Source organism: uncultured Shimia sp., from assembly GCF_913054185.1.
Lineage (GTDB): Bacteria > Pseudomonadota > Alphaproteobacteria > Rhodobacterales > Rhodobacteraceae > Shimia.
In genome coordinates this window covers 14236-40818 of the sequence record NZ_CAJXIV010000027.1, presented here as the reverse complement: position 1 = coordinate 40818, position 26583 = coordinate 14236, and the positions used below count along the sequence as shown (strand labels likewise).

General features: G+C 56.5%; 25 protein-coding genes. 13 read left to right on the top strand and 12 right to left on the bottom strand.

The window, feature by feature from the left end:
• Positions 1-536: divergent polysaccharide deacetylase family protein (locus tag QZ517_RS08045; protein WP_294224865.1), on the top strand; the 536-nt coding region annotated here is incomplete at its 5' end.
• A gap of 188 nt (positions 537-724) precedes the next feature.
• On the opposite strand, the gene QZ517_RS08040 is transcribed toward QZ517_RS08045, so the two are convergent.
• Both QZ517_RS08040 and hpt read right to left on the bottom strand, forming a co-directional pair.
• Positions 725-907, bottom strand: coding sequence for a hypothetical protein (locus QZ517_RS08040; protein WP_294224862.1), 183 nt, complete (start codon positions 905-907; stop codon positions 725-727).
• Between the two features lie 55 nt (positions 908-962).
• Positions 963-1508: a hypoxanthine phosphoribosyltransferase gene (hpt, locus tag QZ517_RS08035; RefSeq protein ID WP_294224858.1), complete on the bottom strand. Its 546-nt coding sequence runs from the start codon at positions 1506-1508 to the stop codon at positions 963-965.
• Between the two features lie 98 nt (positions 1509-1606).
• Between hpt and QZ517_RS08030 the strand changes: the two genes are divergently transcribed.
• Together QZ517_RS08030 and QZ517_RS08025 are read left to right on the top strand one after the other, a co-directional pair.
• Positions 1607-2062, top strand: coding sequence for a type II toxin-antitoxin system RatA family toxin (locus QZ517_RS08030; RefSeq protein WP_294224854.1), 456 nt, complete (start codon positions 1607-1609; stop codon positions 2060-2062).
• Between the two features lie 139 nt (positions 2063-2201).
• The gene (locus QZ517_RS08025; protein WP_294224851.1) at positions 2202-3992 is read left to right on the top strand and encodes a calcium-binding protein; all 1791 of its coding nucleotides are present in this window, start codon (positions 2202-2204) and stop codon (positions 3990-3992) included.
• A gap of 60 nt (positions 3993-4052) precedes the next feature.
• On the opposite strand, the gene QZ517_RS08020 is transcribed toward QZ517_RS08025, so the two are convergent.
• The 4 genes from QZ517_RS08020 to QZ517_RS08005 form a co-directional block, all read right to left on the bottom strand.
• Positions 4053-5240, bottom strand: a complete 1188-nt coding sequence (locus QZ517_RS08020; protein WP_294224848.1) for an ammonium transporter — start codon at positions 5238-5240, stop codon at positions 4053-4055.
• A gap of 161 nt (positions 5241-5401) precedes the next feature.
• On the bottom strand, positions 5402-5875 hold the full coding sequence (locus tag QZ517_RS08015; RefSeq protein ID WP_294224844.1) for a CinA family protein: 474 nt from the start codon (positions 5873-5875) through the stop codon (positions 5402-5404).
• Positions 5875-6381, bottom strand: coding sequence for a phosphatidylglycerophosphatase A (locus tag QZ517_RS08010; RefSeq protein ID WP_294224842.1), 507 nt, complete (start codon positions 6379-6381; stop codon positions 5875-5877). Before QZ517_RS08010 ends, QZ517_RS08015 begins: the two co-directional genes overlap by 1 nt.
• Positions 6378-7535 (bottom strand): bifunctional 2-C-methyl-D-erythritol 4-phosphate cytidylyltransferase/2-C-methyl-D-erythritol 2,4-cyclodiphosphate synthase, encoded by a 1158-nt coding sequence (locus tag QZ517_RS08005; protein ID WP_294224839.1) that lies wholly within the window; start codon positions 7533-7535, stop codon positions 6378-6380. Before QZ517_RS08005 ends, QZ517_RS08010 begins: the two co-directional genes overlap by 4 nt.
• Before the next feature lie 169 nt (positions 7536-7704).
• Between QZ517_RS08005 and dusB the strand changes: the two genes are divergently transcribed.
• From dusB to QZ517_RS07980, 5 genes are all read left to right on the top strand, one after another.
• Entirely contained in the window at positions 7705-8715 is a 1011-nt protein-coding gene (dusB, locus tag QZ517_RS08000; protein WP_294224836.1) for a tRNA dihydrouridine synthase DusB, read from the top strand.
• A complete protein-coding gene (locus tag QZ517_RS07995; RefSeq protein WP_294224834.1) occupies positions 8712-9797 on the top strand; it encodes an ATP-binding protein in 1086 nt (361 codons plus the stop codon). Before dusB ends, QZ517_RS07995 begins: the two co-directional genes overlap by 4 nt.
• On the top strand, positions 9797-11161 hold the full coding sequence (locus tag QZ517_RS07990; RefSeq protein WP_294224829.1) for a response regulator: 1365 nt from the start codon (positions 9797-9799) through the stop codon (positions 11159-11161). Before QZ517_RS07995 ends, QZ517_RS07990 begins: the two co-directional genes overlap by 1 nt.
• A gap of 120 nt (positions 11162-11281) precedes the next feature.
• Positions 11282-13546, top strand: a complete 2265-nt coding sequence (locus tag QZ517_RS07985) for a PAS domain-containing sensor histidine kinase (RefSeq protein WP_294224826.1) — start codon at positions 11282-11284, stop codon at positions 13544-13546.
• On the top strand, positions 13539-14960 hold the full coding sequence (locus QZ517_RS07980; protein WP_294224823.1) for a sigma-54 dependent transcriptional regulator: 1422 nt from the start codon (positions 13539-13541) through the stop codon (positions 14958-14960). Before QZ517_RS07985 ends, QZ517_RS07980 begins: the two co-directional genes overlap by 8 nt.
• A gap of 18 nt (positions 14961-14978) precedes the next feature.
• Here the strand turns inward: QZ517_RS07980 and QZ517_RS07975 are convergent, their stop codons facing one another.
• On the bottom strand, positions 14979-15410 hold the full coding sequence (locus QZ517_RS07975; RefSeq protein ID WP_294224821.1) for a hypothetical protein: 432 nt from the start codon (positions 15408-15410) through the stop codon (positions 14979-14981).
• 24 nt (positions 15411-15434) lie between these two features.
• Entirely contained in the window at positions 15435-15917 is a 483-nt protein-coding gene (locus tag QZ517_RS07970) for a hypothetical protein (protein ID WP_294224818.1), read from the bottom strand.
• A 134-nt stretch (positions 15918-16051) separates the two neighbouring features.
• Here QZ517_RS07970 and trkA point away from each other — a divergent pair, with 134 nt between their 5' ends.
• From trkA to hflX, 4 genes are all read left to right on the top strand, one after another.
• Entirely contained in the window at positions 16052-17428 is a 1377-nt protein-coding gene (gene trkA, locus QZ517_RS07965; RefSeq protein WP_294224816.1) for a Trk system potassium transporter TrkA, read from the top strand.
• A gap of 3 nt (positions 17429-17431) precedes the next feature.
• Entirely contained in the window at positions 17432-18952 is a 1521-nt protein-coding gene (locus QZ517_RS07960; RefSeq protein WP_294224813.1) for a potassium transporter TrkG, read from the top strand.
• 123 nt (positions 18953-19075) lie between these two features.
• Positions 19076-19315 carry an RNA chaperone Hfq gene (gene hfq, locus QZ517_RS07955; protein ID WP_008204623.1) on the top strand — a complete coding sequence of 80 codons (240 nt, stop codon included), beginning with the start codon at positions 19076-19078 and terminating at the stop codon, positions 19313-19315.
• On the top strand, positions 19315-20589 hold the full coding sequence (gene hflX / locus QZ517_RS07950; RefSeq protein ID WP_294224808.1) for a GTPase HflX: 1275 nt from the start codon (positions 19315-19317) through the stop codon (positions 20587-20589). The genes hfq and hflX overlap by 1 nt, the downstream gene beginning before the upstream one ends.
• Before the next feature lie 4 nt (positions 20590-20593).
• Here the strand turns inward: hflX and QZ517_RS07945 are convergent, their stop codons facing one another.
• Positions 20594-23062 (bottom strand): penicillin acylase family protein, encoded by a 2469-nt coding sequence (locus tag QZ517_RS07945; protein WP_294224805.1) that lies wholly within the window; start codon positions 23060-23062, stop codon positions 20594-20596.
• Positions 23063-23143: 81 nt separating this feature from the next.
• Between QZ517_RS07945 and QZ517_RS07940 the strand changes: the two genes are divergently transcribed.
• Complete coding sequence (locus QZ517_RS07940; RefSeq protein WP_294224802.1) at positions 23144-24016, top strand: NAD(P)-dependent oxidoreductase; 873 nt, start codon at positions 23144-23146, stop codon at positions 24014-24016.
• Here QZ517_RS07940 and QZ517_RS07935 read toward each other — a convergent pair.
• The 3 genes from QZ517_RS07935 to hemB form a co-directional block, all read right to left on the bottom strand.
• Positions 23991-24797: a hypothetical protein gene (locus tag QZ517_RS07935; protein WP_294224799.1), complete on the bottom strand. Its 807-nt coding sequence runs from the start codon at positions 24795-24797 to the stop codon at positions 23991-23993. The genes QZ517_RS07940 and QZ517_RS07935 overlap by 26 nt on opposite strands.
• A gap of 19 nt (positions 24798-24816) precedes the next feature.
• Positions 24817-25377 carry a YSC84-related protein gene (locus QZ517_RS07930; protein WP_294224794.1) on the bottom strand — a complete coding sequence of 187 codons (561 nt, stop codon included), beginning with the start codon at positions 25375-25377 and terminating at the stop codon, positions 24817-24819.
• Between the two features lie 133 nt (positions 25378-25510).
• Positions 25511-26512 carry a porphobilinogen synthase gene (gene hemB / locus QZ517_RS07925; RefSeq protein ID WP_294224791.1) on the bottom strand — a complete coding sequence of 334 codons (1002 nt, stop codon included), beginning with the start codon at positions 26510-26512 and terminating at the stop codon, positions 25511-25513.
• Positions 26513-26583: the final 71 nt, after the last annotated feature.

The following is a 26583-nucleotide window of genomic DNA, read 5'->3' as shown; positions in this document are numbered from 1 at the left end:
CGGTGAGCACGCTGGATCCGAATGTGGCTGAAAAGTCAGTGGATTACCGGACGCGTGGCTTCGAGGTTTTGGCTATGATGGATATGCCAACAGATGCCACTGCAAGCGACGTGGAACAAGCATTGCAAGCGCATTTGTCGGTGTCGGATGCCTTTGTGGGTGTAATGGAAGGGCTGGATGATGGGTTGCAGAGCAGCAAGGAAATCAGCGATCAGGTGACGCAGGCGTTGCTGGGCAGTGGTCATGGATTGTTGATGTTTGCCAACGGGTTGAATACCGCGCAGAAACTGGCTGCAAAAGAAGGCGTGCCGTCTGCAACTGTGTTCCGAGACTTTGATGACAATGGTCAATCTGCGGTGGTTATGCGCCGTTTCCTAGACCAGGCGGCCTTTAAGGCCGGGCAGGAACAGGGTGTGGTGATGGTGGGGCGTCTGCGCGATGAGGCGATCTCAGCATTGTTGCTGTGGGCACTTCAAGATCGGGCGGGAACCGTGGCCATGGCACCGGTGTCCGCGACGTTTGACACCATCAATTAAGCCGCAACGGTCAGACCGTTAAATAACAAAAAGCCGACGTTTTACGACGTCGGTTTTTTGTCTGTATCACGGCTGTTTTGCGACTGTGGGGTTCTGCGTGGTGTAAAACGTTAACGACGGTGTCCAGATTGCCGAAAATTTTTCGATCAACCCAAATTAAGAGTCACTTAAGCCGCTTTTAGGTCACATCAAAACTTCACCGGGTTTCGAGAGCGCGGCTCCAAGGTCAGCATCTCCGGCCAGCCAATGAATTTCTCGATCAACACCAGCACAATGCAGGCCGCCACGATTCCAATCACCAACTTGACCCGCTTTTCCGAGGGCGGGTTGCGTGACCATTTGCTCATGCGCAGGAGGTGGCGGAAATTCATCTAGGCGCCTTGTGGGGTAGAGCGAAGCTTTGGATGGCGTCGCTGGGATCAGGGGTTAGCTGTCTTCGACAAAACGCACTTTGCCGATGAACGGCAGATTGCGGTTGCGTTGCGCGTAATCAATACCATAGCCCACGACAAATTCATCCGGGATGGAAAAGCCAATCCAGTCCGCGGCAATGTCAGCCTCGCGGCGGGACGGTTTGTCGAGCAACGCGATGGTTTTGATCTTGGCCGGGTTGCGGGCCTTGAGCAAGTGCAGCACGTGGGTCAGCGTGTGACCAGTGTCGACGATGTCCTCAACTACGAGCACGTCACGGCCTTCGATTTCGCCACGCAAGTCTTTGAAGATACGGACTTCTCTGCTGCTTTCCATAGAGTTGCCATAAGATGAGGCTTCGAGGAAGTCGACTTCTACAGGCAGATCCAACTCACGCACCAGATCAGCGATGAAGACAAAGGAACCGCGCAACAAACCCACAACAATCAGCTTGTCGGTGCCTGAATATTCCGCCTGAATTTCGCTTGAGAGGCCTTCGATCCGGGCCGCAATGGATTTGGCGGAGATCATTTGATCGATGACATATGGACGCTCTGACATGAGACCCTCTTGATTTTCTCTATCTTGCGCCGCTATGTGCGCCACCAGAACTGTGCATAGCGGGGACGCTGTGCGCTGTCACGCCAAAATGAGATGATATGCCGACGCATTCTGAGACCCGCACGCTGCCGTATACCGCCCAACAGATGTATGATCTGGTGGCGGATGTGGCGTCTTACCCGCAGTTTTTACCTTGGTGTGCGGCCGCGCGTATTCGCTCGGTAACGCCGGTGCAGACAGAGATCGGTGCAGGAGATGAGATGCTGGCGGATCTGGTGATCTCGTTCAAAGTGTTTCGGGAAAGGTTTGGCAGCCGAGTGGTGCTGTATCCTGGGGTCAAACACATCGACACGGAGTATTTGGACGGGCCGTTCAAATACATGAAATCCACCTGGGACTTTGCCGATGTGGACGGTGGTGTTGATGTGACGTTTTTTGTTGATTTTGAGTTCAAGAACATCCTGTTGCAGAAAGCGATTGGGTTGGTGTTCAACGAAGCGATGCATCGGATTGTGGCTGCGTTTGAGACGCGGGCACAGAAGCTCTACGATTAGAGGTTGGTTGCCCGAAAGGGTTTCAAAGGTGCAGCTTAAATCTGAAAAGACAATTACACATTGTTTCGAAAAATGCACCTATTTCGAGTGCACGTATTGGGTGTATGAAGCTTACAGATTTTCTTCTGGAGTTATTGTCATGTATTTCTTGTTGGCGCTTTTGGGAATGGCTGGTGCGGGTGCGCTCATGGACAGCGGTTCCGGCACAGGCACTGGTGACGACACAAATGATGGCTCCGATTTGGGCGCGGAAACTGAGGCTGAGGCAGATGCCTTGGCAAACGGTGATAGTGTTGTCCTTGAGGAGGATACTATTGAAGCGCATGCAGTCGGGGGGCTTGATATTGCTGCCTTGCTGGAAGATATCGAAAACGGTCTCCGGGGAACCAAGGGTGGTGTCGCAGTTGATGACATTGACGTCACCTCTTTCGAGTATGATCCCAGCGAGCATGAGCATTTCGGGGACGGTGGCTTACTCGAAGAGTCTATTGTCATTCTGAATGATGAAATCATGACCCCGTCTGGTGAGGCTGAAGATGGAACGCCGATCTATGATCTCAGTGCGTTTGATGCAGAAACTGATCGGATCGCCATTCTTGAGCCTGTTTCCCACTATGAGAGCATTCGGGAGGCAAGCTTTGATGTCATGCGAACGGAAGATGGCAGTTTAAGTGTTTCTGGGGTGGCCTTGCAGGGCGTAGAGGAACTTCCGCGCGGTATTTTAGAGCTGCATTTGGTAGAAGAGGATTTTATTGAAGCGGGAGACACGGAATTCACGCTCGACGACAGTGAAATTGTGGCCAGCTACGAGATCGTCTCGGCGCAAGTGAGCGGTGAGGGCGATGATTCATACCGCCCTGGTGGTCAGATCGAGCTGTTTTCGCTGACGGATCTGGAAGGGCAGACACAGCTGACAATTCAAGGGGATACACCTGTACGGGTTGAAACTGGCGATGAGGGCGATGTTGTTGATTTGAGCGCTGATACGCACGGCGGTGAGCCAGGGCTGGCCTGGTATGATGGCGTTGATTTGGAGGGACTTGGTGCGTTTACTCCAGAAGGCGCTGGGTCCGGAAGCGGGATTATTGAGCACGAGTTCAGTTTGGTGGAGACCAACGGTGGCGATGATCACGTTACAATGGGTGCACGGGAGACGGCAGTTCTTGCCGGCGAGGGGGATGACACCATTAGAGCCGGAGCCACCAACAGCAGCTACATTGAAGCTGGCGATGGCGACGATCTGATTGACTTGAGCGCGGTTGAGGCCGGGGGCCTTTCTGTTGTTCAAGGCGGCTCAGGCAATGACACCTTCGTTGGCGGGGCTGGTGTCGACGTCTACTTTGGTGGTGCTGACGGTAGCCCCTTTAGTGACAGAAGCGAGAGTGACGCCATTGATGGGGGAGCGGGCGACGATTCCCTCTTTGGTGGCACAGGTGCGGACATGATTGAGGGTGGGGTCGGTAACGACACCATTGGCGGGACACGGGATTTCTCCGAGTTCCCGCCTGCACTTGGTTCCGGATATCCCAGCATTGACGCTTTGGATTATGCCGATGGAGCGGCGGACACGATGCACGGAGGCGAAGGCAATGATGTGCTGTTGGGCGATGCACAAGATGTGATGAGCGGTGGCGAAGGGGAAGATCGCTTTGAGATTTACTGGGCGCGGAATTCTGAGGGTGCTAACGATCATGCCATCGTAACGGATTTTGAACCCGGCGTTGAGCTTTTGAAGGTCACTGTGCATGTGGATGATTTTGCCGGTCTGACGGACAGCCCGGAGCAGGACATCACGCTGAATCTGGTTGAGATTGATGGCAACACGCAGGTGATGTTCCAAGGGGAGCTTTTAGTCGAGCTACAGGGCGCGACTGGGGTGTCGGCGGATGATGTAAGCGCAAATGTCTTTGTGCCGTACGATCGGTGGTAAGGCACAAAAAAAGGGCGGCCACGTGCGGCCGCCCAGTTCCGGAGTGATTTCGAAAATTCTTTACGAGGCGATGTCGTAGGCGCGCTCACCGTGGACCGCGAGGTCAAGGCCGTTGACTTCGGTTTCTTCATCGACACGCAGAGGGGTGATCAGGCTGACGAGTTTGACCAGCACATAGGTCACAACCACCGTGAAGATGCCGACGATAGCCAGTGCGCCAAGTTGGGCGGTCCAGGTGCCTTGGCCGAAGACTGCGATCATGATGGTGCCGAAGATGCCACCAACGCCGTGCACGGCAAACACATCCAATGTGTCGTCGATCTTGGCTTTGTTGCGCACAAAGTTCACAGCTTCCTGACATAGAATACCTGCGATGGCACCAATCACCAGAGCCTCTACCGGGCCGACAAAGCCAGAAGCCGGTGTGATCGAGGCAAGACCTGCGATGGTGCCTGTGACGAGGCCCACCAAGGAGGCTTTACCGTATTTGATGCGTTCCCACAGGGCCCATGTGAGCGAGGCAGTTGCCGCGGAGATATGGGTCACGGTCAGCGCCATCGCGGCACCACCGTCTGCGGCGAGCTGAGAGCCACCGTTGAAGCCAAACCAGCCCACCCACAACATCGCGGCGCCAATCATCACCATCCAAGGCGCGTGTGGCGGGGTGGTGCGGTGTTTGCGAGCGCCAAGCATCACGGCGATCACCAGTGCTGCGAGGCCTGCGGTTTCATGGACCACAATGCCGCCGGCAAAGTCGCGCACGCCGATCTCGCCAAAGATGCCGCCGTCAGCCATCATGCCGCCGCCCCAAATCCAGTGCACAACTGGCGCGTAGCACAGCAGCATCCAGAGGCCGGAGAACAGCAGAACAAAGCCAAAGCCGATGCGCTCCACATAAGCGCCGACAATCAACGCTGGCGTGATGATGGCGAAGGTCATTTGGAAGGCAAAGAACAGCACCTCGGGCAGGGTGCCAGACAGGCTGTCGACGGTGACGCCGGAGAGGAACATTTTGCCCAGTCCGCCCCACACGGACGTGGCGCCGCCGTCATTGCCAAAGGCGATGGAATAGCCAAAGACGAGCCACAGAACGCTCATCAAGCAGGCAATGGCATAGGTTTGCATAAAGACGCTGAGCACGTTTCGGGCGCGCACGAGGCCCCCGTAAAACAACGCCAAACCCGGCAATGTCATGAACAGGACCAGGGCTGTTGCCACGATGATCCATGCGGTGTCCGCTGCGTTCATATTTCTATCCTCTTTGTCCCGTGAGTGGTGGTTTTTCCGTCAAAGAGCGGAAAATCTGCACAGAACAAAGGCTGAAGAGGTCTCAAAGCGCCTTAAAACAGGGCGTTTTGCGAGGTGCGTAAAAAATAGGCGGCAATCACGGGGTGTCGCCTAAATGGGCGTCACTTTGCGCAGGCGACGTTCAAAAGCAGCGCCAAAGCGTGATTCCGCGCCGCTTTGCGCACTTCAGTGCGACCCAAAGCGCCAAATTCGACGGTTTCCGTGTCACAGCCGTTTTGCGTGGCGATGCCAAAACAAACGCGGCCTTCGGGCTTGAACTCTGGCCCGCCCGGACCCGCGATGCCGGTGACGGATACGGTAAGCTGGGCGTCGGAGTTCACCAGCGCGCCCAGCGCCATTTCGCGTGCAACCTCTTCGGAGACAGCGCCCACTGCCGCCAGTGTGGCCTCACGGACACCCAGCATCTCGACCTTGGCGAGGTTGGTATAGGTTACAAAGCCACGTTCAAACACATCAGAGCTGCCGGCAATGTCGGTCAGGGCGGCGGCGACCATGCCAGCGGTGCAGCTTTCCGCTGTCGCAACGCGCAGATTGGCGTCGCGACAGGCTTGCAGCAGTTGGGCGACGTCGATCATCAGATCAGCACGATGTGATAGAGCGCAGCGGCGGCCAGAGTGGCGAGGCCCGCAAACAAACCGGCCCAGATGTCATCCAGCATCACACCAATGGGATCGTGGCGGCGGTCAGCGCGGCCAACAAGCCAGGGTTTGCGGATGTCAAACAGGCGGAAGAACAGGAAAGCGGCGATAGGGCCAGGCCAAACCATGGAAACGGGGCCGAGCCAGTCCATGGACATATCGGGCATGGCAAAAGCTACAGCGGGAAAGAGCAGGGCGATCCACATGCCCGCAACTTCGTCGATCACAATTTCTGATGGGTCTTCGGTGGGGCGGTCCGCCAAATCGCGGATGCACGCCCACATGCCAATCACGATGGCCAGCGCGGTGAGGATGGCCAGCAGCCAGACGCCAACAAAATGTGCAGCGGCCCAGCCGATGATTAGCGCGGCCAGTGAGCCCCATGTACCCGGCGCGACGGGCAGGCGGCCGACGCCAAAGAATGTTGTGATCATACGGATCATGGTTTCACCAATGTTGCCGTCGCAATTGCGGCAATCCCTTCTTCGCGGCCTGTGAAGCCGAGTTTTTCACTTGTTGTGGCTTTGATCGACACACGGTCAGATGTGAGACCCATGATCTCGCCCATGCGCGCCATCATGGCGGCGGCGTGTGGTCCGACTTTGGGACGTTCGCAGATTAGCGTGCAGTCGACATTGGAAATGGTGAAGCCTTTGGAGGTGGCCAGATCAACCGCATGTTTGAGAAACACGGCGCTGTCCATGTCTTTCCATTCGGAGTCAGTGGGCGGGAAGTGACGGCCAATGTCACCTTCGGCCATGGCGCCATAGAGTGCGTCGGTCACGGCATGCATGCCAACGTCCGCGTCGGAGTGGCCTTTGAGCGCTTTGGTGTGCGGAATTTTTACGCCGCAGAGGATGACGTGATCGCCTTCTTCAAAGGCGTGCACGTCGTAGCCATTGCCAAGTCTGATATCCATGGGGCCTCTTTGGTCGTTTCGCAGGTGCTGTTCCAGACGGGCAAAATCGTCTGGTGTGGTGATCTTTAGATTGCGCTCATTGCCTGCCACGATGGTCACGTCAAGCCCCGCGGCGCGGGCGACCTCTACATCATCGGCTGCGTTTCCGGGATGGGCGCGATGGGCGGCGAGGATGGCATCAAACGCAAAGCCTTGCGGGGTCTGGGCGCGAAACAACCCGTCGCGGCTTTGGGTGCCAGTGACAAGGTTGTTTTCGCCGCGCCACAGCGCGTCAGTGACAGGCATGGCGGGGGCCGCGCCATCTGCGCCGGTTTGCAGCGCGTCGATCACCGCGTCGATGGTGGTGGCGTCAATGCCTGCACGGGCAACATCGTGGATCAGAATGTGGGTAAACCCTTGGCCCTCTAACGTTTCCAAACCCGCCTGCACCGAGGCGTCTCGAGTGGCACCACCGAGGGCCGTCGGAATTGGGAGGCCATCCATGTGGAGGGTGTCATCGGGGTGTACCACGGCCAGCACGTGATCAATGCGAGGGTGGGTCACAAAGGCAGCGATGCTGTGGTCGGCCACGCGTTGGCCTGCCAGGGCGCGCCATTGTTTGGGCAAGCCAGCACCTGCGCGGGTGCCACGGCCAGCCGCAACGATCACGGCGGCGGTCTTGAAAGCGGAATTTGTCATGGCCTCTGTGTAGAACTTGCGTGCCGAAGTGGCAATTGACCCTTGATGTCTGCTTAAATTTTGAGCATAGGCGAAAATCTGCTACAATAATGACCAAGTTTCCCGGCGGTTTGATTGAATTTGACCAGGAGGTCAGATACGCCCGAAGCATCGCACAAGGATTAAACACGTGACCGTTCAAGTCGCAGATCTCACTCTGACACCCCCCGTTTTTCTGGCGCCATTGGCCGGAATCACCGACCGTCCGTTCCGGGATTTGGTTGGTAGTTTTGGCGCGGGGCTGGTGGTCAGCGAGATGGTCGCAAGTCAGGAAATGGTGCAGGCCAAGCCCGGGGTGCGCGAGCGGGCAGAGCTGGGGTTTGGTGAGGCAACCACGTCTGTGCAGTTGGCCGGGCGTGAGGCGCATTGGATGGCAGAAGCGGCGCGGCAGGTGGAGGCCAATGGGGCGGCACTGATCGATATCAATATGGGTTGTCCGGCGAAGAAAGTGACCAGCGCAAGTGGTTCGGGGGCCAGTGGCTCGGCGTTGATGAAAGACCTCGATCACGCACTGACGTTGATCGACGCTGTGGTGGGCGCCGTGGATATTCCGGTGACGTTGAAGACGCGCCTGGGATGGGACGACAACATGTTAAACGCGCCGGAGCTGGCGCAGCGGGCGGAGAACGCGGGTGTTCAGATGCTGACCATTCATGGTCGCACCCGCTGTCAATTTTACAAAGGTGCATCGGATTGGGCCGCGATCAGAGCGGTGAAAGATGTGGTGGGCATTCCGGTGATTGCCAATGGCGACATTGTGGATGTGACCTCTGCGACGGCTGCTTTGTCGGCATCTGGTGCGGATGGTGTCATGGTGGGGCGCGGGGCGCAGGGTAAACCGTGGATGCTCGCGCAGATGGCGGCGGAGCTTTTTGATGGCGAAGTGCCTGTGGAGCCAACTGGGCAAGCGTTGGTTGACATGGTGCAGGGGCATTATGCAGCGATGCTGTCGTTTTACGGTGTGGACCTTGGACTGCGCGTCGCCCGCAAACACTTGGGTTGGTACATGGATCATGTGGGCACCGAGGCGGGCCTACGTCGTCAGGTGCAGACCAGCCGCGATACAGATGAGGTGATGCTGCTTTTGACAGATGCCCTGATGGCTGCGGATGAGTCTCCAATCAACGGAGAAGTGGCATGAGTGCAGAAACCCCGTTTTGGAACAGTCTTCCCGTGCCCGCTTTGGTGGTGAACGAGGGAGATGTGATCCTACGCATCAACCCGGCAGCGGAGACGTTTTTGAATGCCTCTGCCAAATCCATGGTTGGGCAGCCGATCTGGGACAAAGTGATGATTGATGCGCCGCTTGAAGAGGCGTTTCACCGTGCGCGGGAGCACGGCACACCTTTGTTTGTGAATGATGCGGATGTCGGCACCGGCGACGGGCCACCGGTGCAGTGCAATTTGCAGATTGCGCCGCTGGCGGAGGCGCCCGGGGAGATGCTGTTTTTGATCTCCAGCCGGGAGTTGGCGGGGCGCATGACGCGCAGCCATTCGGTGAAATCCTCCGCCAAATCGGCGATTGGCATGGCGGAAATGTTGGCCCATGAGATCAAAAATCCGCTGGCTGGAATTACGGGTGCAGCTCAGTTGTTGTCCATGAACCTTAGCGCTGAGGACTTGGAACTGACGGATCTGATTGTGGAGGAAAGTCGCCGGATTGTGAAGCTGCTGGAGCAGGTGGAGCAGTTTGGCAACCTGTCGCTGCCGCAACGAAAGCCGGTGAACATTCACGATGTGCTGGACCGCGCGCGGCGCTCGGCTTTGGTCAGCTACGGTGCGCATATGCAGATCATCGAAGATTATGATCCGTCGTTGCCGCCGGCCGAAGGGGACAGTGATCAGTTGCTGCAAGTGGTGCTAAATCTTCTGAAGAACGCCAGTGAAGTGGCAGGTGATTCAGGCACAATTCGCATTCGCACCTACTATGAACACAGCTTCCGATTGCGCCGAGCGGATGGCACTGGGCAGCCATTGCCATTGCAAATCGAGATCATTGATGACGGGCCGGGATTGCCGGACGACCTTAAGGGCGACGTGTTTGATCCGTTTGTGTCTGGACGTGAAAACGGCACGGGTCTTGGGCTCGCGTTGGTCAGCAAAATCATTTCCGATCATGGCGGCATGATCACGGTGGACTCTGTGCCCGGGCGCACGGTGTTCAAACTCTCGCTGCCGCGGGCAAGCAAAGAAACTCTGAACGCATTTGAGGAGAGCCAGTAATGGATGGCACGGTTCTGGTAGCAGACGATGATCGCACAATCCGCACGGTCTTGACGCAGGCGCTCACGCGGGCAGGGTGCAAGGTGCATGCCACCTCCTCGTTGACCACGTTGATGCGATGGGTTGGCGAAGGCAAAGGGGATGTTGTCATCACCGATGTGATGATGCCTGACGGAAACGGGTTGGAGATGTTGCCCAAGATTGCAGAGGATCGGCCGGGGTTGCCGGTGATTGTGATCTCGGCACAGAACACCATCATGACCGCCATTCAGGCCGCAGAGGCTGAGGCATATGACTACCTGCCAAAGCCGTTTGACCTGCCAGATTTGATGAAACGCACTGGCAAAGCCCTGGAGCAGAAGCGCCGTGCGCCAGCTACGCCCGTGGCCGATGATGAGCGGCCAGACGAGTTGCCTTTGGTGGGGCGCACAGCGGCAATGCAGGCGCTTTACCGGCTGGTGGCGCGGGTGATGAACACGGATTTGCCAGTGTTGATTTCTGGCGAAAGCGGCACGGGTAAATCCTTGATTGCGAAGGAAATCCACGATTTTTCAGATCGGAGAAACCTGCCGTTTGTGGTGGTGAACGCCGCCGATTTGAGCGATTTGGAAGGGCCAGCAAAAGTCTTAGCCAAGGCCAGGGGTGGCACCATTTTGGTGGATGAAATTGGCGACATCGATGATGAAGTTCAGGCCCGCATTGTGCGCATGATGGACACCCCTGGGGAGCACAGCCCTCGTTTTATGGCAACCAGTCAAGTCAATCTTAACGCAGCCATGGACAACGGAACCGTGCGTCAAGATCTGTATTACCGGTTAAACGGCGCAGCGATCCATGTGCCGGCATTGCGTGAGCGCGTTGACGACATTCCATTGTTGGTGGCGCATTTTCTCAACCGGGCAGAGCGGGATGGCGCGCCGATGCGCGTGTTCTCGGAAGCGGCTATGGAGCTGTTCCGGGCCTATAGCTGGCCGGGCAATGTACGACAGTTGGAAAACGCGGTGCGGCGGTTGGTTTTGACGGCGCAGGCGGAAGAGGTTTCGCGGGCCGAAGCGGAAATGATGCTGGGGGCGCAACCGCAGGCGGGGCCGCTTTTGGGGGGCGATGACAGCGAGAAGTTGTCAGCGTCTGTGGCGCGCCATCTGCGGCGGTATTTTGATTTGCATGGCAATATGCTGCCTCCAGCGGGCCTTTATGCGCGTATCCTGCGGGAGATTGAACTGCCTCTGATCGAAATTGCGCTGGATGCAACTGGTGGAAATCAGGCGAAATGTGCTGATTTACTGGGGATCAACCGAAATACACTTCGTAAAAAAATCACTGATCTGGATATTCACGTGACACGCCGACGCAAATTGATGTAAAAAGGCCACATAAGCGTGGCGCGCGGGTCGCACTCTGAGAAAAAGAGTCGGGGCTTAGAACGTGCCACAGAATATGGCGGTGGGCCGCGCAAGCGGTACCAAATCAATTGAGGAAGTCGGGTGTCTAGCCGGACAGCAACCAATCATTGGGCGCGTTTTCAGCGCCTGCGCAGGCAAAGGCGTGTCCAGAATGCCGCAACTTTGGGGTTGGTGGTGCTTGGGCCTGTGTTGGCGCTCGCGACGTTTTTAGTGCTTGGGCCGTTTGATCTGGGCGCGTCTTCCAGCGGCCTTCGAGCGATTCTTTTGGCCGATCTTGTCTATGTGCTCGTGGTGGCGACGCTGGTGCTACAAAACGTGATGCGTGCGGTTGCCTCGCGTCGGGCAAAATCTGTTGGGTCAAGACTGCACCTGCGACTAACCGGTGCCTTTGCGCTTTTGGCCTTGGTGCCTGCGGTGACTGTGGCGGTGTTTGCCGGGCTGACACTGAACATTGGCCTTGAGGGCTGGTTTAGTGAACGTGTGCGCCAAGTGGTGGGCAATTCATTGGCAGCGGCGCAGGCCTATGAAGAAGAACACATTCTGGGATTGGAAGAAGACGCTGACTTGCTTGCGGACTTCTTGAACGAGAGCAAGCGGCGCAGCTTTGGTTTGGATGCAGGCGAAGTTCGTGTGCTTCTGGCCTCCGGACAGGTGCAAATCCAACGCGGGCTCAAAGAGGCGTTTGTGATTGATAGCGCGGGTGAGATTCAGGCGCGGGGCGAGCGCTCTTACTTGTTTGACTATGAGGAGCCATCCGAGGCGGACATGCAGACCGCGATCGACGAAGGCTCTGTGATTATTCGAGATCTGGACAATAATGAAATGCGCGCGCTGGTGCGGCTTGACGCATTTTTGGACAGGTTCTTGTACATCAGCCGCGAGGTGGATGCGGAGATATTTCATCTGCTTGATGACACGCAAGCCAGCGCACGTTTGTATTCCCAACTTGAGAGTGAGCGCGGGCAGCGGCTGTTTGAATTTGGCATGATCTACCTTGGATTTGCGCTGATCCTTGTGTTGGCGGCGATCTGGATGGGCATGTGGTTTGCGGAACGCCTGTCGCGACCTGTGGGGCGCTTGACCGGGGCGGCGCAACGGGTTGGTGCCGGTGATTTGGATGTGCGTGTGGTGGAAGAAGATGGTGACGATGAAATCGCCATGTTGAGCCGGTATTTCAACCAAATGACGCGGCAGTTGAAAGCGCAACGCGAAACGTTGCTGGACAATACGCGGCAGATCGACCGGCGGCGACGGATGTTTGACTCGGTGTTGAGCTCAGTTACATCCGGCGTGGTGGGATTGGACAGCGATGGTAAGGTCGCCTTTGTGAACCGGTCAGCGCAGCGGTTGCTGGACTGGGATGAAGATCGACAAGAGATGCCTCTCCCATTGGCGGTGCCAGAGTTTGGACCATTGTTGGAGACATTAAAGTCCAGCGGCAAGGAAGTTGCGCAGGAAGAGGTGAAGGTCAGCCGGTCCGGTCGGTTGGAGAACCTGTTGGTGCGCATGGCAACGCGGCGGCGTGAAAATGGGTCGCTTGAAGGCTATGTTGTGGCGTTTGATGATGTGACCGACCTCGTCACAGCCCAGCGTATGGCGGCCTGGGGCGATGTTGCCCGGCGTATTGCGCATGAGATCAAGAACCCGCTGACGCCAATTCAGCTGAGTGCGGAGCGCATTCGGCGTAAGTTTGCCAGCAAAGTGGGTGAAGACAGCGATCAGCTTGAGCAGATGACAGAGGTCATAGTACGGCAAACCAATGATCTGCGTCGGATTGTGGATGAGTTTTCCAAATTTGCCCGGATGCCAGAGCCGGTTCGCAAGTCCGTTGAAGTGGTTGAACTGGTGTCCGGGGCGGTGCTGTTGCAGGAATCCGGCCAGCCAAATGTGCGGTTTGTGCGCGATATTTGCGAAGGCCCGTTGGCGGCAGATTTGGATGCGACGATGATTTCTCAAGCGTTGACAAACTTGATCAAGAACGCCGGGGAAGCCACTGAAACTTTACAGGAAAAGGGCGCGCCGGATGGGTATTCTCCGGAGATACATGTGAGTTTGGTGCAAGAGGCGGATGAGGCTGTTGTGTGCATTGCCGACAATGGCATTGGCTTGCCAGAGGATCGTGCGCGTTTGTTTGAGCCCTATGTCACCACGCGTGACAAGGGCACGGGTCTTGGTCTCCCAATTGTAAAAAAGATCATCGAAGAACACGGCGGGCAGCTCGCGCTGCTGGATGCGCCGATGTTTGACAACAATTCCCACGCAGGGGCGATGGCCGAAATTCGGCTGCCGCTAACTCAGCAGGCTGCAGCTGCGGTGGAACCCAAAGAGAGCGAGTATTATGAGTGACATTCTGATCGTAGATGACGAACGCGATATCCGGGAGTTGGTTTCCGATATTTTGAAAGATGAAGGCTACACAACACGGTTAGCGGGCAATTCTGACGATGCCATGGCCGAAGTGGCCAGCGCGCAGCCAGCGTTGATGATCCTCGATATCTGGCTCAAAGACAGCAACATGGATGGCATCGACATTCTGAAGTCGGTCAAAAATGACTATCCAGAGGTACCGGTGGTGATCATTTCGGGGCATGGGAATATCGAGATTGCCGTCGCAGCCATCCGACAGGGTGCGTATGACTTTATCGAGAAGCCGTTCAACATCGATCAGCTTTTGGTGGTGATCAAACGGGCGATGGAGACCAGCCGGTTGCGCCGTGAGAACACCGAGTTGAAGCGTCAAGACAGCAAGCCAACCGATTTGATTGGGGACAGTGCGGCGTTCCGGGGCATGATTTCGCAGCTTGATAAGGTCACACGCTCCAATGGGCGTGTCATGCTGACCGGCCCTGCAGGTGTCGGAAAAGACGTCGCGGCGCGCTATATCCATGCAAATTCCAATCGGTCAGCGGCCCAGTTCGTAACCGTTTCATGTGCCGGAATGGACCCGGATCGCGTGGAAGACATTCTGTTTGGGCGGGAAACTGCGGAACGGGGCGTTGAGGCCGGTTTGTTGGAACAGGCCAATGGCGGTGTGATCTACTTTGACGAGGTAGCGGACATGCCGCTGGCGGCCCAAAGCAAAATTTTGCGGGTGTTGGTAGATCAACAGTTCACGCGGGTTGGCGGATCCAAAAAAGTGCGCGTGGATTTGCGGGTGATCTCGTCAACCAACCGCAATTTGAAACAAGCCATTGATGCGGGTGATTTCCGAGAAGAATTGTACCACCGGTTGAATGTTGTGCCAATTGCCGTGCCCTCGTTGGAGGAGCGGCGGGAGGATATTCCTGAACTGGCGGCCTATTTCCTGGGACAGTTGCATGAGGCGCAAGGCTTGCCGCTGCGCACGTTGAGCGGGGATTCTGCTGCGTTGATGCAGACCATGATATGGCCCGGAAATGTGCGTCAGTTGAAGAACATGATTGAGCGCGTGCTGATCCTTGGTGATGGACAGGGGCCAATCGAGTGTCGTGAGCTGCCTGGCGAAAGCGATACTCCAGCCGAAGAAGGACGTGTGGTGTTGTCCGGTGCATTGGCAACATTGCCGCTTCGTGAGGCGCGGGAAGCGTTTGAACGAGAATATCTGCTCACGCAAATCAACCGGTTTGGAGGCAATATCAGCCGCACTGCCAGCTTTGTTGGCATGGAGCGCAGCGCGTTGCACCGCAAACTCAAGTCTCTGGGCGTGGTAACATCCAACAAAGCCGGCGCACGAGTGGCGCATGTGTCTGGTGAAGAAGAGGAAGAGCGTGAAGCTGGTTAATTCCAGCTTTTCAGATCCTTACAGCGGTTTGTTCAAATCGATAATGACGCGCCCATTTTCGGTGCGCAGCCCGCAGATGTTGGGGCTAAGCTCTGGTGCCACTGTGATCGGCGCATACGACCGACCGGAAATTTGCTCATCTTTGCAGTAGGGAATTGTAACACGAGCATAGCCGCGCTCTTTCATGCAGTTGCGGGCAGCTGTGTATCGCGGACCTTCATTAATATCGTAGCTCTCCGGGCGCTGACCTATGACCCGGCCATCAGCACTATAAATCGGCCACCAGTCTGTCACGATGCGTGGCGGGTAGGTGTCTGATGCAAATCGATTGCATTGCGCCTGATCCACATTGCGCTCTGTTTTTGTTTTTCCAGGTTGGTACATGGTGGAGAATTCGGTGCAGCCAGACAACGCAAGCATCAGACATCCGGTGACAAAAGCGTGTTTCATGTTTGGCTCCTTGGTGGTGCTGGATCACACAGGTTTGTTAAGGTCCACAAGTGCGACACCGCCGCTTTGTGCTCGGATCGCACAGAGATTGGGGGCAGGCTTGGGCGCACCTTTGACAGGCGTGTATTGTCGGCCGGCCAATTGTTGCTCGGTACATACGGGATGGGTAACGGCGGAGTAGCCTTTGAGGGACATGCAATCGCGGCGGTGTTCGGCACGCATGCCGGCGTTTACGTCTCGCGTCTGAATATGGTTGCCGCCGTAGTATCCAGGGTAACCACCCCAACTGCCGCCAACGTATCCGCCATATCCACCGTGGTACCCGCCATAAACTGTGGTGGTAAATGTTGCGGAGGGAAAGAGGCGGTTGGCCTCCACAGAGCAGGAGGTGTCATCCCGTGAGGCCGTTTCACGGGAGACGCCGGATTTGGCAAAACCAGAGTAGGAGGTTGGGCTGCATGCCGTGATCGAAATGCCTAGAATGACAAAAAGGGCCGCTGTCCGCATGAGACTCACCTTTAACGCAAACGCTTGAAACTTAAGCCAATCAAAGCCGGTCTGCGTGTCGGGGTCAATGGTAACAATTGACCTGCCTCCCCCCTTCTGGCATGGCTGAGAGCCGAAACCCAAGAGGGAAGCACATGAAGGTCATTATCTGTGGGGCTGGTCAGGTTGGGTGGCAAATAGCCCGCCATTTGTCCGGTGAAAACAACGATGTTACCGTTGTCGACAACAACCCGGACCTGGTGCGACGCGCCACGGATACTTTGGATGTTCAGGGCATTGCCGGGTTTGCGAGCTATCCAGACGTGTTGGATCGCGCAGGGGCACGGGATGCGGATATGGTGATTGCCGCGACCTACTCTGACGAGGTCAACATGGTGACCTGTCAGGTGGCGCATTCGGTGTTTTCGGTGCCGCGTAAGATCGCGCGTCTGCGCAGCCAATCCTATTTGGACGTGCTCTATTCAGACCTGTACCGTCGTGAGCATATGCCAATTGATGTGGTGATTTCACCTGAGCGCGAGGTTGCGGATGCAGCCTTGAAGCGGCTGGCAACTCCGCGGGCATTTGATGCGGAGACATTTCTGGCCGGTAAGGTGCAGATGCTCGGTCTGACGTTGGACGAGAATTGTCCGGTGGTGAACACGCCTTTGCGCCAGCTGACAGATTTGTTCTCTACGTTAAGCGCAGTGGTTGTTGGCGTGCGGCGCGGTGGAACATTGATTGCACCGGAGCCCGGGGACCAGCTTTTTGTTGGGGATGACATCTATGTCTTTACTCTGGCAGAAGATGTGGGTCGCACCATGGAGGTGTTTGGCAAACAACAGAAAAAACAGGAACGCGCGGTGATCGTGGGCGGCGGAAACGTGGGCCTGATGGTGGCGCAGCGGCTTGAGGCCAGTGCCTCGCGAGTGCGCACAAAGATCATTGAACGGGATCGAAAAGTGGCCGAACGCGCGGCCGAAGCGCTGGAACGGACCATTGTTTTAAACGGTGACGGGATGGACGTGGCGCTGTTGGCTGAAGCAGGCGTGGATCGCGCGGACGCTGTTTTGGCAGTGACCGACGATGACAAAACCAACATGCTGGCCTCGGTTCGGTCAAAATCCGCCGGGTGTCCGCTCGCGATTTCATTGATCAATGATCCGACGTTGGCACCCTTGATGACGCCCCTTGAGATCGATGCGTTTATCAACCCGCGAGCCACCACGGTGAGCTCAATTTTGCGTCATATTCGCCATGGGCGGGTGAAAGACGTCTATTCTGTTGGGGACACCGAGGCTGAGATTATTGAGGCGGAGGTTCTGTCGACGTCACCCATTGCCGGGCAGATGGTGCGCGATATCGATTTCCCGGAAGGTGTGTTGATTGGGGCCATTCTGAAAGGAACCGAGGTGGTGAAGCCCAAAGGTGGCACGCGCATTGATGAAGGAGACGTAATTGTGCTGTTTTCGCTGACCGCGGATGTACCGGAAGTGGAGCGGCTGTTGCAGGTCTCCATCGATTTTTTCTAAGCCATGAAACTGAGCCTGTCACAAATCCCCCTGCTGGTGCAGATGACGCTGTTTTCCGGCTTTCTGATGTTTGTGCCAGCAGCACTGGCCACTCAGCAGGATCAGCATTTTGTCGCCCGGATGTTTTTCTACGGCGGTATTTTGGTCCTGTTTGCCTGCGTGTTGATTGCGATCGCTATCCAGGGAACCAAGCGGCGCGCGCGGACATCGGACAATCTCAAAGCGTTGTTTTTTGCCATTGCGCTGCTGCCAGCGGTGCTGGCCTGGCCGATGTATGAATCGCTAGATGTGGTTCCGTTTTTGGACGTGTATTTTGAGATGGTCAGCAGCCTGACCACCACAGGCATGACCATTTATGAGCCTGCCAGCATGTTGGTGGATCCGCTACATCTGTGGCGCGGTATGGTTGGCTGGCTTGGTGGGTTGTTGATGTGGCTGGCGGCGGCGGCGGTGTTTGCGCCGCTTAGCCTTGGTGGATATGAAGTGACTGCCATAGGGGAGCCAGGGCAGGCGAGTGCAAGCTTGGGCCATATGCAACGTGCCCATCCGATGAAACGCTGGAGCAAAGCGGCGCAGGCATTGGTGCCGATCTACGGGGGGCTGACCTTTGCTTTGGCGGTGATGTTGATTGTGCTGGGTGACAGCCCGTTTGTGGCCACCATGCACGCGATGGCAACAATGTCGACAAGTGGGATTTCGGCGGTTGGTGGCGTAGGGTCTAGCGTCAGTGGTGTGCCGGGAGAGATGGTGATTTTTCTGTTCCTGCTGTTTGCTTTGTCGCGTGGCACCTTTAGTTCGGACACCGGGTCGGTGCGGCGCAACAATCTTTGGGAAGATCCAGAGCTGCGCCTTGGGTTTCTGATTGTGCTGGTTGTGCCGACGGCTCTGTTTATGCGCCATTGGGTTGGGGCGTTTGAGGGCGAGGCAACCCAAGACCCGATGGCGGCGCTGAAAGCGGCATGGGGCGGTCTGTTCACGGTTATGAGCTTCCTGACCACCACTGGGTTTCAGAGTGGTGAGTGGGATGTGGCGCGGGAGTGGAGTGGGTTGTCAGCACCTGGACTGATCCTGATGGCGCTGGCCATGGTAGGCGGCGGAGTGGCCACCACGGCGGGTGGTGTGAAGTTGCTGCGGGTTTATGCGCTTTACGTGCAAGGGTTGGGTGAAATGGAGCGTCTGGTGCACCCCAATGTGGTTTTGGGCCGTCGGCGCACCGGTGCGCGGCAAATTCGGCGCAAAGGCGCGGTGATTGCCTGGGTGTTTTTCATGCTGTTTGCTCTGTCTATTGCAGCGGTGACAATTGCGCTGGCGCTCTTGGGAAATGACTTTCAGGAAGCCGCTATTTTGGCGATTTCTGCGCTGACCACAGCCGGTCCACTGACCCAAATTGCTGGTGAATTTCCGATTGCAATTTCCTCACTTGGAGTCACTGAAAAGCTTATTTTATGTGCAGCTATGACCTTCGGGCGGCTGGAGGCATTGGCGATCATCGCATTGATATCGCCTGATTTGTGGCAGAAATGATGCGGTTTACCTTGGGCCCGACCTAAAACTTAACAATTTAGGCTGGTAAGTCACGAATCCACGTTCCATACTCCCATCGCACGACTAACCCGATGCGTTAACAAGAATAAAGGCAAGCGCGACATGGCTTCGGATCGACAGAATCTCCAAGATGCATTTTTAAATCACGTCCGGAAAACCAAAGTTCCGGTAACTATTTTTCTGATCAACGGTGTAAAATTGCAGGGTGTTATCACCTGGTTTGACAATTTTTGTGTGTTGTTGCGCCGTGATGGTCAGAGCCAGTTGGTCTACAAACACGCGATCTCTACAATCATGCCGGCACAGCCGATTTCTCTTTACGAGGGTGAAGACGCCTCTTGATGGAGCATGACACGCAGGTGACCCGTGCTTGGGTCCTGCATCCCGATATTTACGGCGTCGATGTTCGGCGTGAGGCCTCTTTCGCATTGGAAGAGGCCATTGCGCTTGCCGATGCCTTGCCTGAGTTAGAAACTGTTGGCTCAACTGTGGTGCGCTTGTCGCGGGCGCAGCCTGGTACGCTTTTCGGAACCGGCAAAATAGCAGAACTGAAGGCGATTTTTGAAGCCAATGAAGTGGAGCTGGTCCTGATTGACGGACCGGTGACGCCTGTGCAGCAGCGCAACCTAGAGAAAGAGTGGAAGGTCAAACTTCTGGATCGGACCGGGTTGATCCTTGAGATCTTCTCTGACCGCGCGCGCACCCGAGAGGGTGTGCTGCAGGTGGAGATGGCGGCACTGTCCTATCAGCGTACGCGGTTGGTGCGGGCCTGGACCCACTTGGAACGCCAGCGCGGCGGTCTTGGATTTGTGGGTGGCCCTGGTGAGACCCAGATTGAAGCTGACAGACGGGCGATCGACGACCATTTGGTTAGGCTGCGGCGGCAGCTTTCCAAAGTGGTGAAAACCCGTGAATTGCATCGCAAGGCGCGCGCCAAGGTGCCGTTTCCGATTGTCGCGCTTGTGGGCTATACCAACGCCGGAAAATCCACACTTTTCAACAGGGTAACTGGCGCGGATGTGATGGCGAAAGATATGCTGTTTGCCACGCTGGACCCAACCATGCGCGCGGTGGAGCTGCCCGACAATGGGCCTGAAGTGATCCTGTCGGACACGGTGGGGTTCATCAGTGATTTGCCGACCCAGTTGGTGGCAGCGTTCCGCGCGACGCTAGAAGAAGTTTTGGCGGCGGATTTGGTCCTGCATGTGCGCGACATTGCGCATCCAGAGAGTCAGCATCAGTCGGAAGACGTGACCACCATTCTTGAGACGCTGGGTTTGAGTGAAGACACGCCGCAGATTGAAATCTGGAACAAGATTGATCTGCTCAGCCCTGATGACCGCGATGCCGTGGTTGCCAAAGCAGAGCGAGATGACGCAGTCTTTGCTGTCTCAGCCGTGAGCGGGCAGGGGCTGGACGAGATGTTTGCAGCCATTGCTCAGGCACTGACAGGCGACAAATCCCGTGAGGTTTTGACGCTGTCGTTTGCTGACGGCAAGGGTCGGGCGTGGTTGTTCAAAGAAGGTGTTGTGGAAGGTGAGGAACAAACCGAAGAAGGGTTTGAACTCACCGTCCTATGGACGCCAAAACAGCGGGCCCAGTTCGAAGGCCTCTAAACGATCACTGAGCGCGCGGCTGCAACGTGGTGACACCAACCGCGGCAGCGCGGGCCAGCTCTTCATCCAATGACATCGGGATATATTCGCCACGGCGCCAGAGCTGGGCCATGTCGTCGTAAAACCGCGACAGGAAGTGGCCAGATTGGCCGGTGGAGATGATGAAGACGGAGCTGTCCGGATCGGCGAAGTCATAGACGCCACGATAGCCCGCAGCATGCACATTCAGGAACGGGTTGGCGCCAGTTCCCTCAGTTTTGCCACGTTGCAATGTGTTGTCGCCGCCGGATGTGGATTGACGGATGTTCACAAAGAAGCGCAGCACAGGCACGTTGCCAAGCACCTGGTGATCATGGGTGGCTTGGTGCACGTCACCCCAGCGCAGGGCTTCAAGTTGTTGGCCATAACGCTCTTCAATGGCAATCAATGCGTCGTCCAAGGCAAGTCGGGCCATGTCGGAACAGGTTTCCTTTGGCGCACTTTGGCGGACATCACACCACGCACTTGCGCCGCCAACGTTGCGGAAGACACGTTCGATAAACAGTGGCTCTACATGGGTGAACTCATCAGCAAGAGGGCCGAGATCGTCTTGTATCAAACGTGCTTGCAGGGCGCGGAGCCAAGCTGAATAAATCAGAGGCTCTGGAATGTGCTCATTCATTTCACCATTCCACTCCGACAACAGGGTCAGCGCGCGCTGGCGTTGGCGTTCGCGAGAGCCTTCGGGAGCCGCTTCACCGGTGAACCAAAGATCAGCGCCAATCAGTGGCAACAGGGCACGCGCGGAGAAGCTGACCGTGTCCAGCTGGGCCTCGATGAAACTGTCACGCGTGTGCACCCGGCGGTTTTGCATCAGACGTGTCCAGCGTTGGATGCGCTGGCTGTCTCCCCAGACGTGAGAGACATGCGCGGGGAAGGGACGCTCAACCAATTTGTTATTGGTGTTGCCAACAATCCCACCAATGGGTGCGATGAAAGACGGGTTGGCGGCGGTGTCAAACACGCCCTGCCAACGGTTTTCTACCCGCCAGCCAAGCGCAGGCAAGCGGCCTTGGCTTTGGTGATTGGCATCGCGTTTGGGCAACGCTCCAATCAGCTTCATTCCGATGTTTTCGCGATCTGCGAGCGTCAGTGTGAGGCCGGGTGCGATGTGACCTTTGGTGGCCTGCAGCCCGTCGTCCACAGTTTTGGCAAACATCAGCGCCATAAGCGCGCTGGTAGACGTGTCACGTGGGCTGAGCGCGGTCCAGGACAGAGCGGCGACGTGGCCCGGTGGAGTAATGCTGCTGAGATTGAAATCAGAGCCAGGCAGGACGGGGCCGTTATCGGTCCAGCGCAGGGTCAGAGTGACAGGATCAGCGTCTTTGATGGTGATAATGGATTTACGCGTGTCAAATGGCTTGAAGCCAGTCGCCGTGCGATAGTTTTCGGAGTTGGAGGGATCCAGCTCTTCAATCAGAATGTCTTGATCATCGACATACGCAGCCGTCACGCCCCAGCCGAGGTCATTGCTGCGTCCTGCCAATACCACCGGAATGCCGGGAATGGTCGCGCCAATCACGCCACCTGTGGCGAGTTCAAGCCGTGCGAGATACCAGATTGCGGGGGCGGAAAGGCCCAAATGAGGGTCATTAGCCAGTAGCGTGCCGCCCGTGGCGCTGCGATTTGGTGCAGCAGCCCAGGCGTTGGAAGCGCCGGAGAGGCTTGGCAAGGAAAATGGTGACAGAGGGTGTTGTGGCAGCGGAGAGCTTTGGGCAAATTTTGGCGTGTTGGGGACAAGGCTGGCATATTCGGGCAGCGCAGCTACGCCAGAACCCGGGGCATCGGGCAAAATGTCAACGAGGCGCTTTTGATCCGTTAATGCCAGCGAAGTGCGTGCGCGCAGCACTTCAAATTGCAGATGGCCGGTCAATTGCAAGGCCATGAGTTTTTGCAGGGCAATTGAATCCGCCGGTTGCCAAGGCGAAAAGCTCTGTTTGAACAGGAAGAGCTCCGGGGCTCCACGGCCCAGGGCTTCGGTGTTCACTTCGTTGATGCGAGCATTTACGCCGCGGGCGTAGGCTTCCAGTGCGGCAAGGGTCAAATCGTCTTGAACCGACACCGATTGGCGGGCGGCGCGGGCAAGGTCAAAGCGCCGCATAAGTTTGTCGATGTCGAGTGTGCGAGGGCCAAACACCTCAGACAAGCGGCCTTGTACGGTGCGGCGCATGGTCAGCATTTGCCAAAGGCGATCTTGGGCGTGTGCATATCCGAGACCAAAGAACACATCATCGTCGGATTGGCCAAAGATATGGGGCACGTTTGCGTTGTTGCGCACAATTTCCACTGGGGCAGATATGCCGGCGACCGTCAGGGACTTATCATACGTTGGCAGGCTGCGGGAGGCGAGAAAATAAACCAGCATCACGCCCAAAACACATAGAATCACCAGGCCGCTCGCGATGCGCAATAGCCATTGAAAGAATGTGGTCATAGAGCTGCCTTTGTTTGTTCTTGCCTTCTGCCTGTACAGGCGAGACAAGTATTACGACAATAGACAGATGGGGGAAAGACGATGGCAAAAGTTGCTTTTTTGGGGCTTGGTGTGATGGGCTATCCGATGGCTGGCCACTTGGCGAAGGCCGGTCACGAAGTGACTGTATTTAATCGCACAACCGCCAAGGCCGAGGCTTGGGCCAAGGAACATGGCGGCGCATTTGGTGCGACGCCCAAAGAAGCCGTGGCAGGGGCTGATTTTGTCATGTGCTGTGTTGGCAATGATGATGACTTGCGCCAGGTCTGTGTTGGTGAAAACGGCGCGTTTGACGGCATGGGGCGTGACACAATTTTTGTGGATCACACCACCGTTTCAGCCAAAGTCACGGCGGAGCTGTATGCCAGGGGCAAAGACCTGGGTATTTCGTTTGTGGATGCGCCGGTGTCTGGTGGTCAGGCCGGTGCCGAAAACGGTGTGCTCTCGATCATGTGTGGCGGCGATGCTGCCAGCTATGAGGCGGCAGAACCCGTGATGCAGGCCTATGGCCGCGCGATCAAACGACTGGGCGAAAGCGGTGCAGGCCAGCTGACCAAGATGGTGAACCAGATTTGCATTGCCGGATTGGTGCAAGGGTTGTCTGAAGGGCTACACTTTGCCGAGAAAGCTGGGCTCGATGGGCGTGCAGTCGTTGAAGTCATTGCGGGTGGAGCTGCGGGCAGTTGGCAGATGCAGAACCGCTATGAGACCATGATTGACGACGAATTCGAGCATGGGTTTGCGGTTGATTGGATGCGCAAAGACCTCGGTATCTGTCTCTCAACAGCAGATGAGGTCGGCGCAAGCCTGCCCGTAACCGCGCTGGTGGATCAGTTCTACAAAGATGTGCAGAAGTTGGACGGAGGGCGTTGGGATACGTCGAGCCTGATCAAGCGGTTGCGAGCGATGGGTTAAAAATATCGCTGTCTCGCATGAGATTGCGTAGCATGGTCCAATATGGCGTCCCGTTTGGGGCGTCATCGGAAAACAACGCCTGAGCTGGTGCGTTGTGACCCTCCCGCGAACACATCTGAATATCCAAGGGGGCTTCGGCGCTTTTTGCGTAGGGTTTTAGGACTTCGCAGTTTTCTGGGGGAACAATGAAGTCTTTTACGCTGTGAATCATTAAGCAGCGGGGCGCATCCTGGGTCAATGTCCAAGGGTGTTGTAACGTGGCCCCAAGAGCAACAACACACGCCGGTTTTTCGTAGGTTGGCAGCCCGTCGCTTGGAAATGCCAACGACAGCCCAATCATACCGCCTGCTGAAATGCCAATCAGGCCGATAGGGTGCGCGCTGAAATTCACAGGGCTGTCGCCGTCGCGAAAAAACGCCAATGCTGCTCCGACATCTTGGCGTGCCGCTTCAAACCGGGGTCCCATCAATTTGTCTTTTAACTGAATGCCACAGGTTTTGGCACGTTGCCGGTTGGCGTAGACTTGGCGGCGTTCTCTGGTTGGGAGGTCCAAGTCATCCGTGTTCAGGCGATAACTGACTGAAGCGAGACCAACCCCCATAGAAGTGAGGCGCCGCGCAAGCCTGGCCGACGGTGCAGCTTGTCGTGCGCCTCTGGCAAAACCGCCACCATGGACAAACAGCATGAGCCCCTGCGTGGGCTGATCGGAGGGCACAAAAAGATCGAGCGAAAGGGTATGACCCGCCCGCTCGACATAGGGGATATCCAGATAGCTTTTCATTCCCGGTTTTGTCAGCGACTTACGGGATGATGCGGGTGTATTTGATGCCTTCGAGTGTGGCGCCGACTTTCAAGCCTGCTTGGCCAAAAATCACCGCGATCACTGGGGCCAAAAGATTGGTGGTTTCAGCCGAAATATTGGCACCTTCGTTGGCAACCACGTACTGCACGCCTGCGCCCGCGGCCCAGCCGTTTGAACTGCGGAATTCTGTGAGTGCACCGTCCGTCATGAAGAACAACACATGCGCGTGTTGCTGGGCGCCAATTTGCAGACCAACGCTGCCTTTGGTGGCGGAATAATAATCGACGGTTGCGTCGTTGATCCGCAGTGCGCCACGGCCGTAGCCGCCGCCAAAGCCAAAGCCAGCTTCGGTGATCAGAGGCATGACCAGCATGCCAGTGGATTTGGCCTTCAAATCCAAAGTGTTGGGATACTCGGTGAAAAGGTAATCCAGCGTGGTGTCTGCACGCGCGTCGATTTCACTTGAGGCATTGGAGCCTACGCCGTTGCCACATGCCGCGGTCATACCTGCCGCAGCGAGTCCGGTTAGCGCAAAGCCGCGCCGTGTAAAATTGCTCATGGTCTTTTGCCCATATGTTTTGTTCTGCTCATACCACCGGTTTTTTGATCCGGTTTGCAGCAACTATAGATGGCGCAGCCTGTGATGTCACGAAAACTGCGCCAGATCTCTATATTTTGTGGTGCTTTTCGGGTTACATGCCGGAAAGTTTGCGGGCCACAGCAGGTGCAAAATAGGTCAAAATGCCATCACAGCCCGCGCGTTTGAATGCCATCAGGCTTTCCAGCATGGCTTTGTCGCCGTCAATCCAGCCATTCTGCGCCGCGCCTGTGATCATCGCGTATTCACCAGACACCTGATACGCAAAGGTTGGCACGCCAAACTCGTCTTTTACAGTCCGGCAGATGTCTAAGTAAGGCATGCCAGGTTTGACCATGACCATGTCCGCGCCTTCAGACAGGTCACGGGCGACAAGGCGGAGCGCCTCATCCGCATTGGCGGGGTCCATTTGGTACGTTGTCTTATCGCCTTTGAGCGCACCGGATGCGCCCACGGCGTCTCGGAACGGGCCATAAAACGCGCTGGCGTATTTGGCAGCGTAGCTCATCAGCATGACGTTCTGAAAGCCGTTTGCTTCCAAGGCTGCGCGGATGGCCCCAATGCGGTTGTCCATCATATCCGATGGGCCAATGATGTCGGCGCCGGCTTCGGCTTGCGAGAGCGCTTGTTTGACAAGTGCTTCGACGGTGGCATCGTTGACGATCTCTCCATCCACCACAAAACCGTCGTGACCGTTGATGTTGTAAGGATCAAGCGCGACATCTGTCATCACCGCAATGTTTGGCACCGCAGCTTTTATGGCACGGGTGGCGCGGTTGGAGAGATTGTCTGGATTCCAAGCTTCGGCGCAATCTTCGGTTTTCAGCGCAGGGTCTGTGTAAGGAAAGAGACAGATCACTGGAATTCCCAGATCAGCGGCCTCACGCGCGGCATCGACAATCTTGTCCACAGAGCGTCGATACACGCCGGGCATAGAAGGAATGGGTTCTTCGATACCTTCTCCGTCACGGACAAACACAGGCCAGATAAGGTCATCCACAGTCAGCGTGTTCTGACGCATAAGGCCACGTACAGCAGCGGATTGGCGGGTGCGACGCAGGCGCATGGTTGGGAAAGGCGCGGGCGTATGGGTCATGGGGAGCTCCGTAAATTTGCAACAGCAGAGGTGCCACGGATTTAACCACAGCTCAAGGCTAGGAATTGCCG

Excerpts from the sequence above, each read along its gene's own strand:
- QZ517_RS08040 (WP_294224862.1), bottom strand. The coding sequence starts at position 907 with ATGAATTTCCGCCACCTCCTGCGCATGAGCAAATGGTCACGCAACCCG.
- hpt (WP_294224858.1), bottom strand. The coding sequence starts at position 1,508 with ATGTCAGAGCGTCCATATGTCATCGATCAAATGATCTCCGCCAAATCC.
- QZ517_RS08030 (WP_294224854.1), top strand. The coding sequence starts at position 1,607 with ATGCCGACGCATTCTGAGACCCGCACGCTGCCGTATACCGCCCAACAG.
- QZ517_RS08025 (WP_294224851.1), top strand. The coding sequence starts at position 2,202 with ATGTATTTCTTGTTGGCGCTTTTGGGAATGGCTGGTGCGGGTGCGCTC.
- QZ517_RS08020 (WP_294224848.1), bottom strand. The coding sequence starts at position 5,240 with ATGAACGCAGCGGACACCGCATGGATCATCGTGGCAACAGCCCTGGTC.
- QZ517_RS08015 (WP_294224844.1), bottom strand. The coding sequence starts at position 5,875 with ATGATCGACGTCGCCCAACTGCTGCAAGCCTGTCGCGACGCCAATCTG.
- QZ517_RS08010 (WP_294224842.1), bottom strand. The coding sequence starts at position 6,381 with ATGATCCGTATGATCACAACATTCTTTGGCGTCGGCCGCCTGCCCGTC.
- QZ517_RS08005 (WP_294224839.1), bottom strand. The coding sequence starts at position 7,535 with ATGACAAATTCCGCTTTCAAGACCGCCGCCGTGATCGTTGCGGCTGGC.
- QZ517_RS07995 (WP_294224834.1), top strand. The coding sequence starts at position 8,712 with ATGAGTGCAGAAACCCCGTTTTGGAACAGTCTTCCCGTGCCCGCTTTG.
- QZ517_RS07990 (WP_294224829.1), top strand. The coding sequence starts at position 9,797 with ATGGATGGCACGGTTCTGGTAGCAGACGATGATCGCACAATCCGCACG.
- QZ517_RS07980 (WP_294224823.1), top strand. The coding sequence starts at position 13,539 with ATGAGTGACATTCTGATCGTAGATGACGAACGCGATATCCGGGAGTTG.
- QZ517_RS07975 (WP_294224821.1), bottom strand. The coding sequence starts at position 15,410 with ATGAAACACGCTTTTGTCACCGGATGTCTGATGCTTGCGTTGTCTGGC.
- QZ517_RS07970 (WP_294224818.1), bottom strand. The coding sequence starts at position 15,917 with ATGCGGACAGCGGCCCTTTTTGTCATTCTAGGCATTTCGATCACGGCA.
- trkA (WP_294224816.1), top strand. The coding sequence starts at position 16,052 with ATGAAGGTCATTATCTGTGGGGCTGGTCAGGTTGGGTGGCAAATAGCC.
- QZ517_RS07960 (WP_294224813.1), top strand. The coding sequence starts at position 17,432 with ATGAAACTGAGCCTGTCACAAATCCCCCTGCTGGTGCAGATGACGCTG.
- hfq (WP_008204623.1), top strand. The coding sequence starts at position 19,076 with ATGGCTTCGGATCGACAGAATCTCCAAGATGCATTTTTAAATCACGTC.
- hflX (WP_294224808.1), top strand. The coding sequence starts at position 19,315 with ATGGAGCATGACACGCAGGTGACCCGTGCTTGGGTCCTGCATCCCGAT.
- QZ517_RS07945 (WP_294224805.1), bottom strand. The coding sequence starts at position 23,062 with ATGACCACATTCTTTCAATGGCTATTGCGCATCGCGAGCGGCCTGGTG.
- QZ517_RS07940 (WP_294224802.1), top strand. The coding sequence starts at position 23,144 with ATGGCAAAAGTTGCTTTTTTGGGGCTTGGTGTGATGGGCTATCCGATG.
- QZ517_RS07935 (WP_294224799.1), bottom strand. The coding sequence starts at position 24,797 with ATGAAAAGCTATCTGGATATCCCCTATGTCGAGCGGGCGGGTCATACC.
- QZ517_RS07930 (WP_294224794.1), bottom strand. The coding sequence starts at position 25,377 with ATGAGCAATTTTACACGGCGCGGCTTTGCGCTAACCGGACTCGCTGCG.
- hemB (WP_294224791.1), bottom strand. The coding sequence starts at position 26,512 with ATGACCCATACGCCCGCGCCTTTCCCAACCATGCGCCTGCGTCGCACC.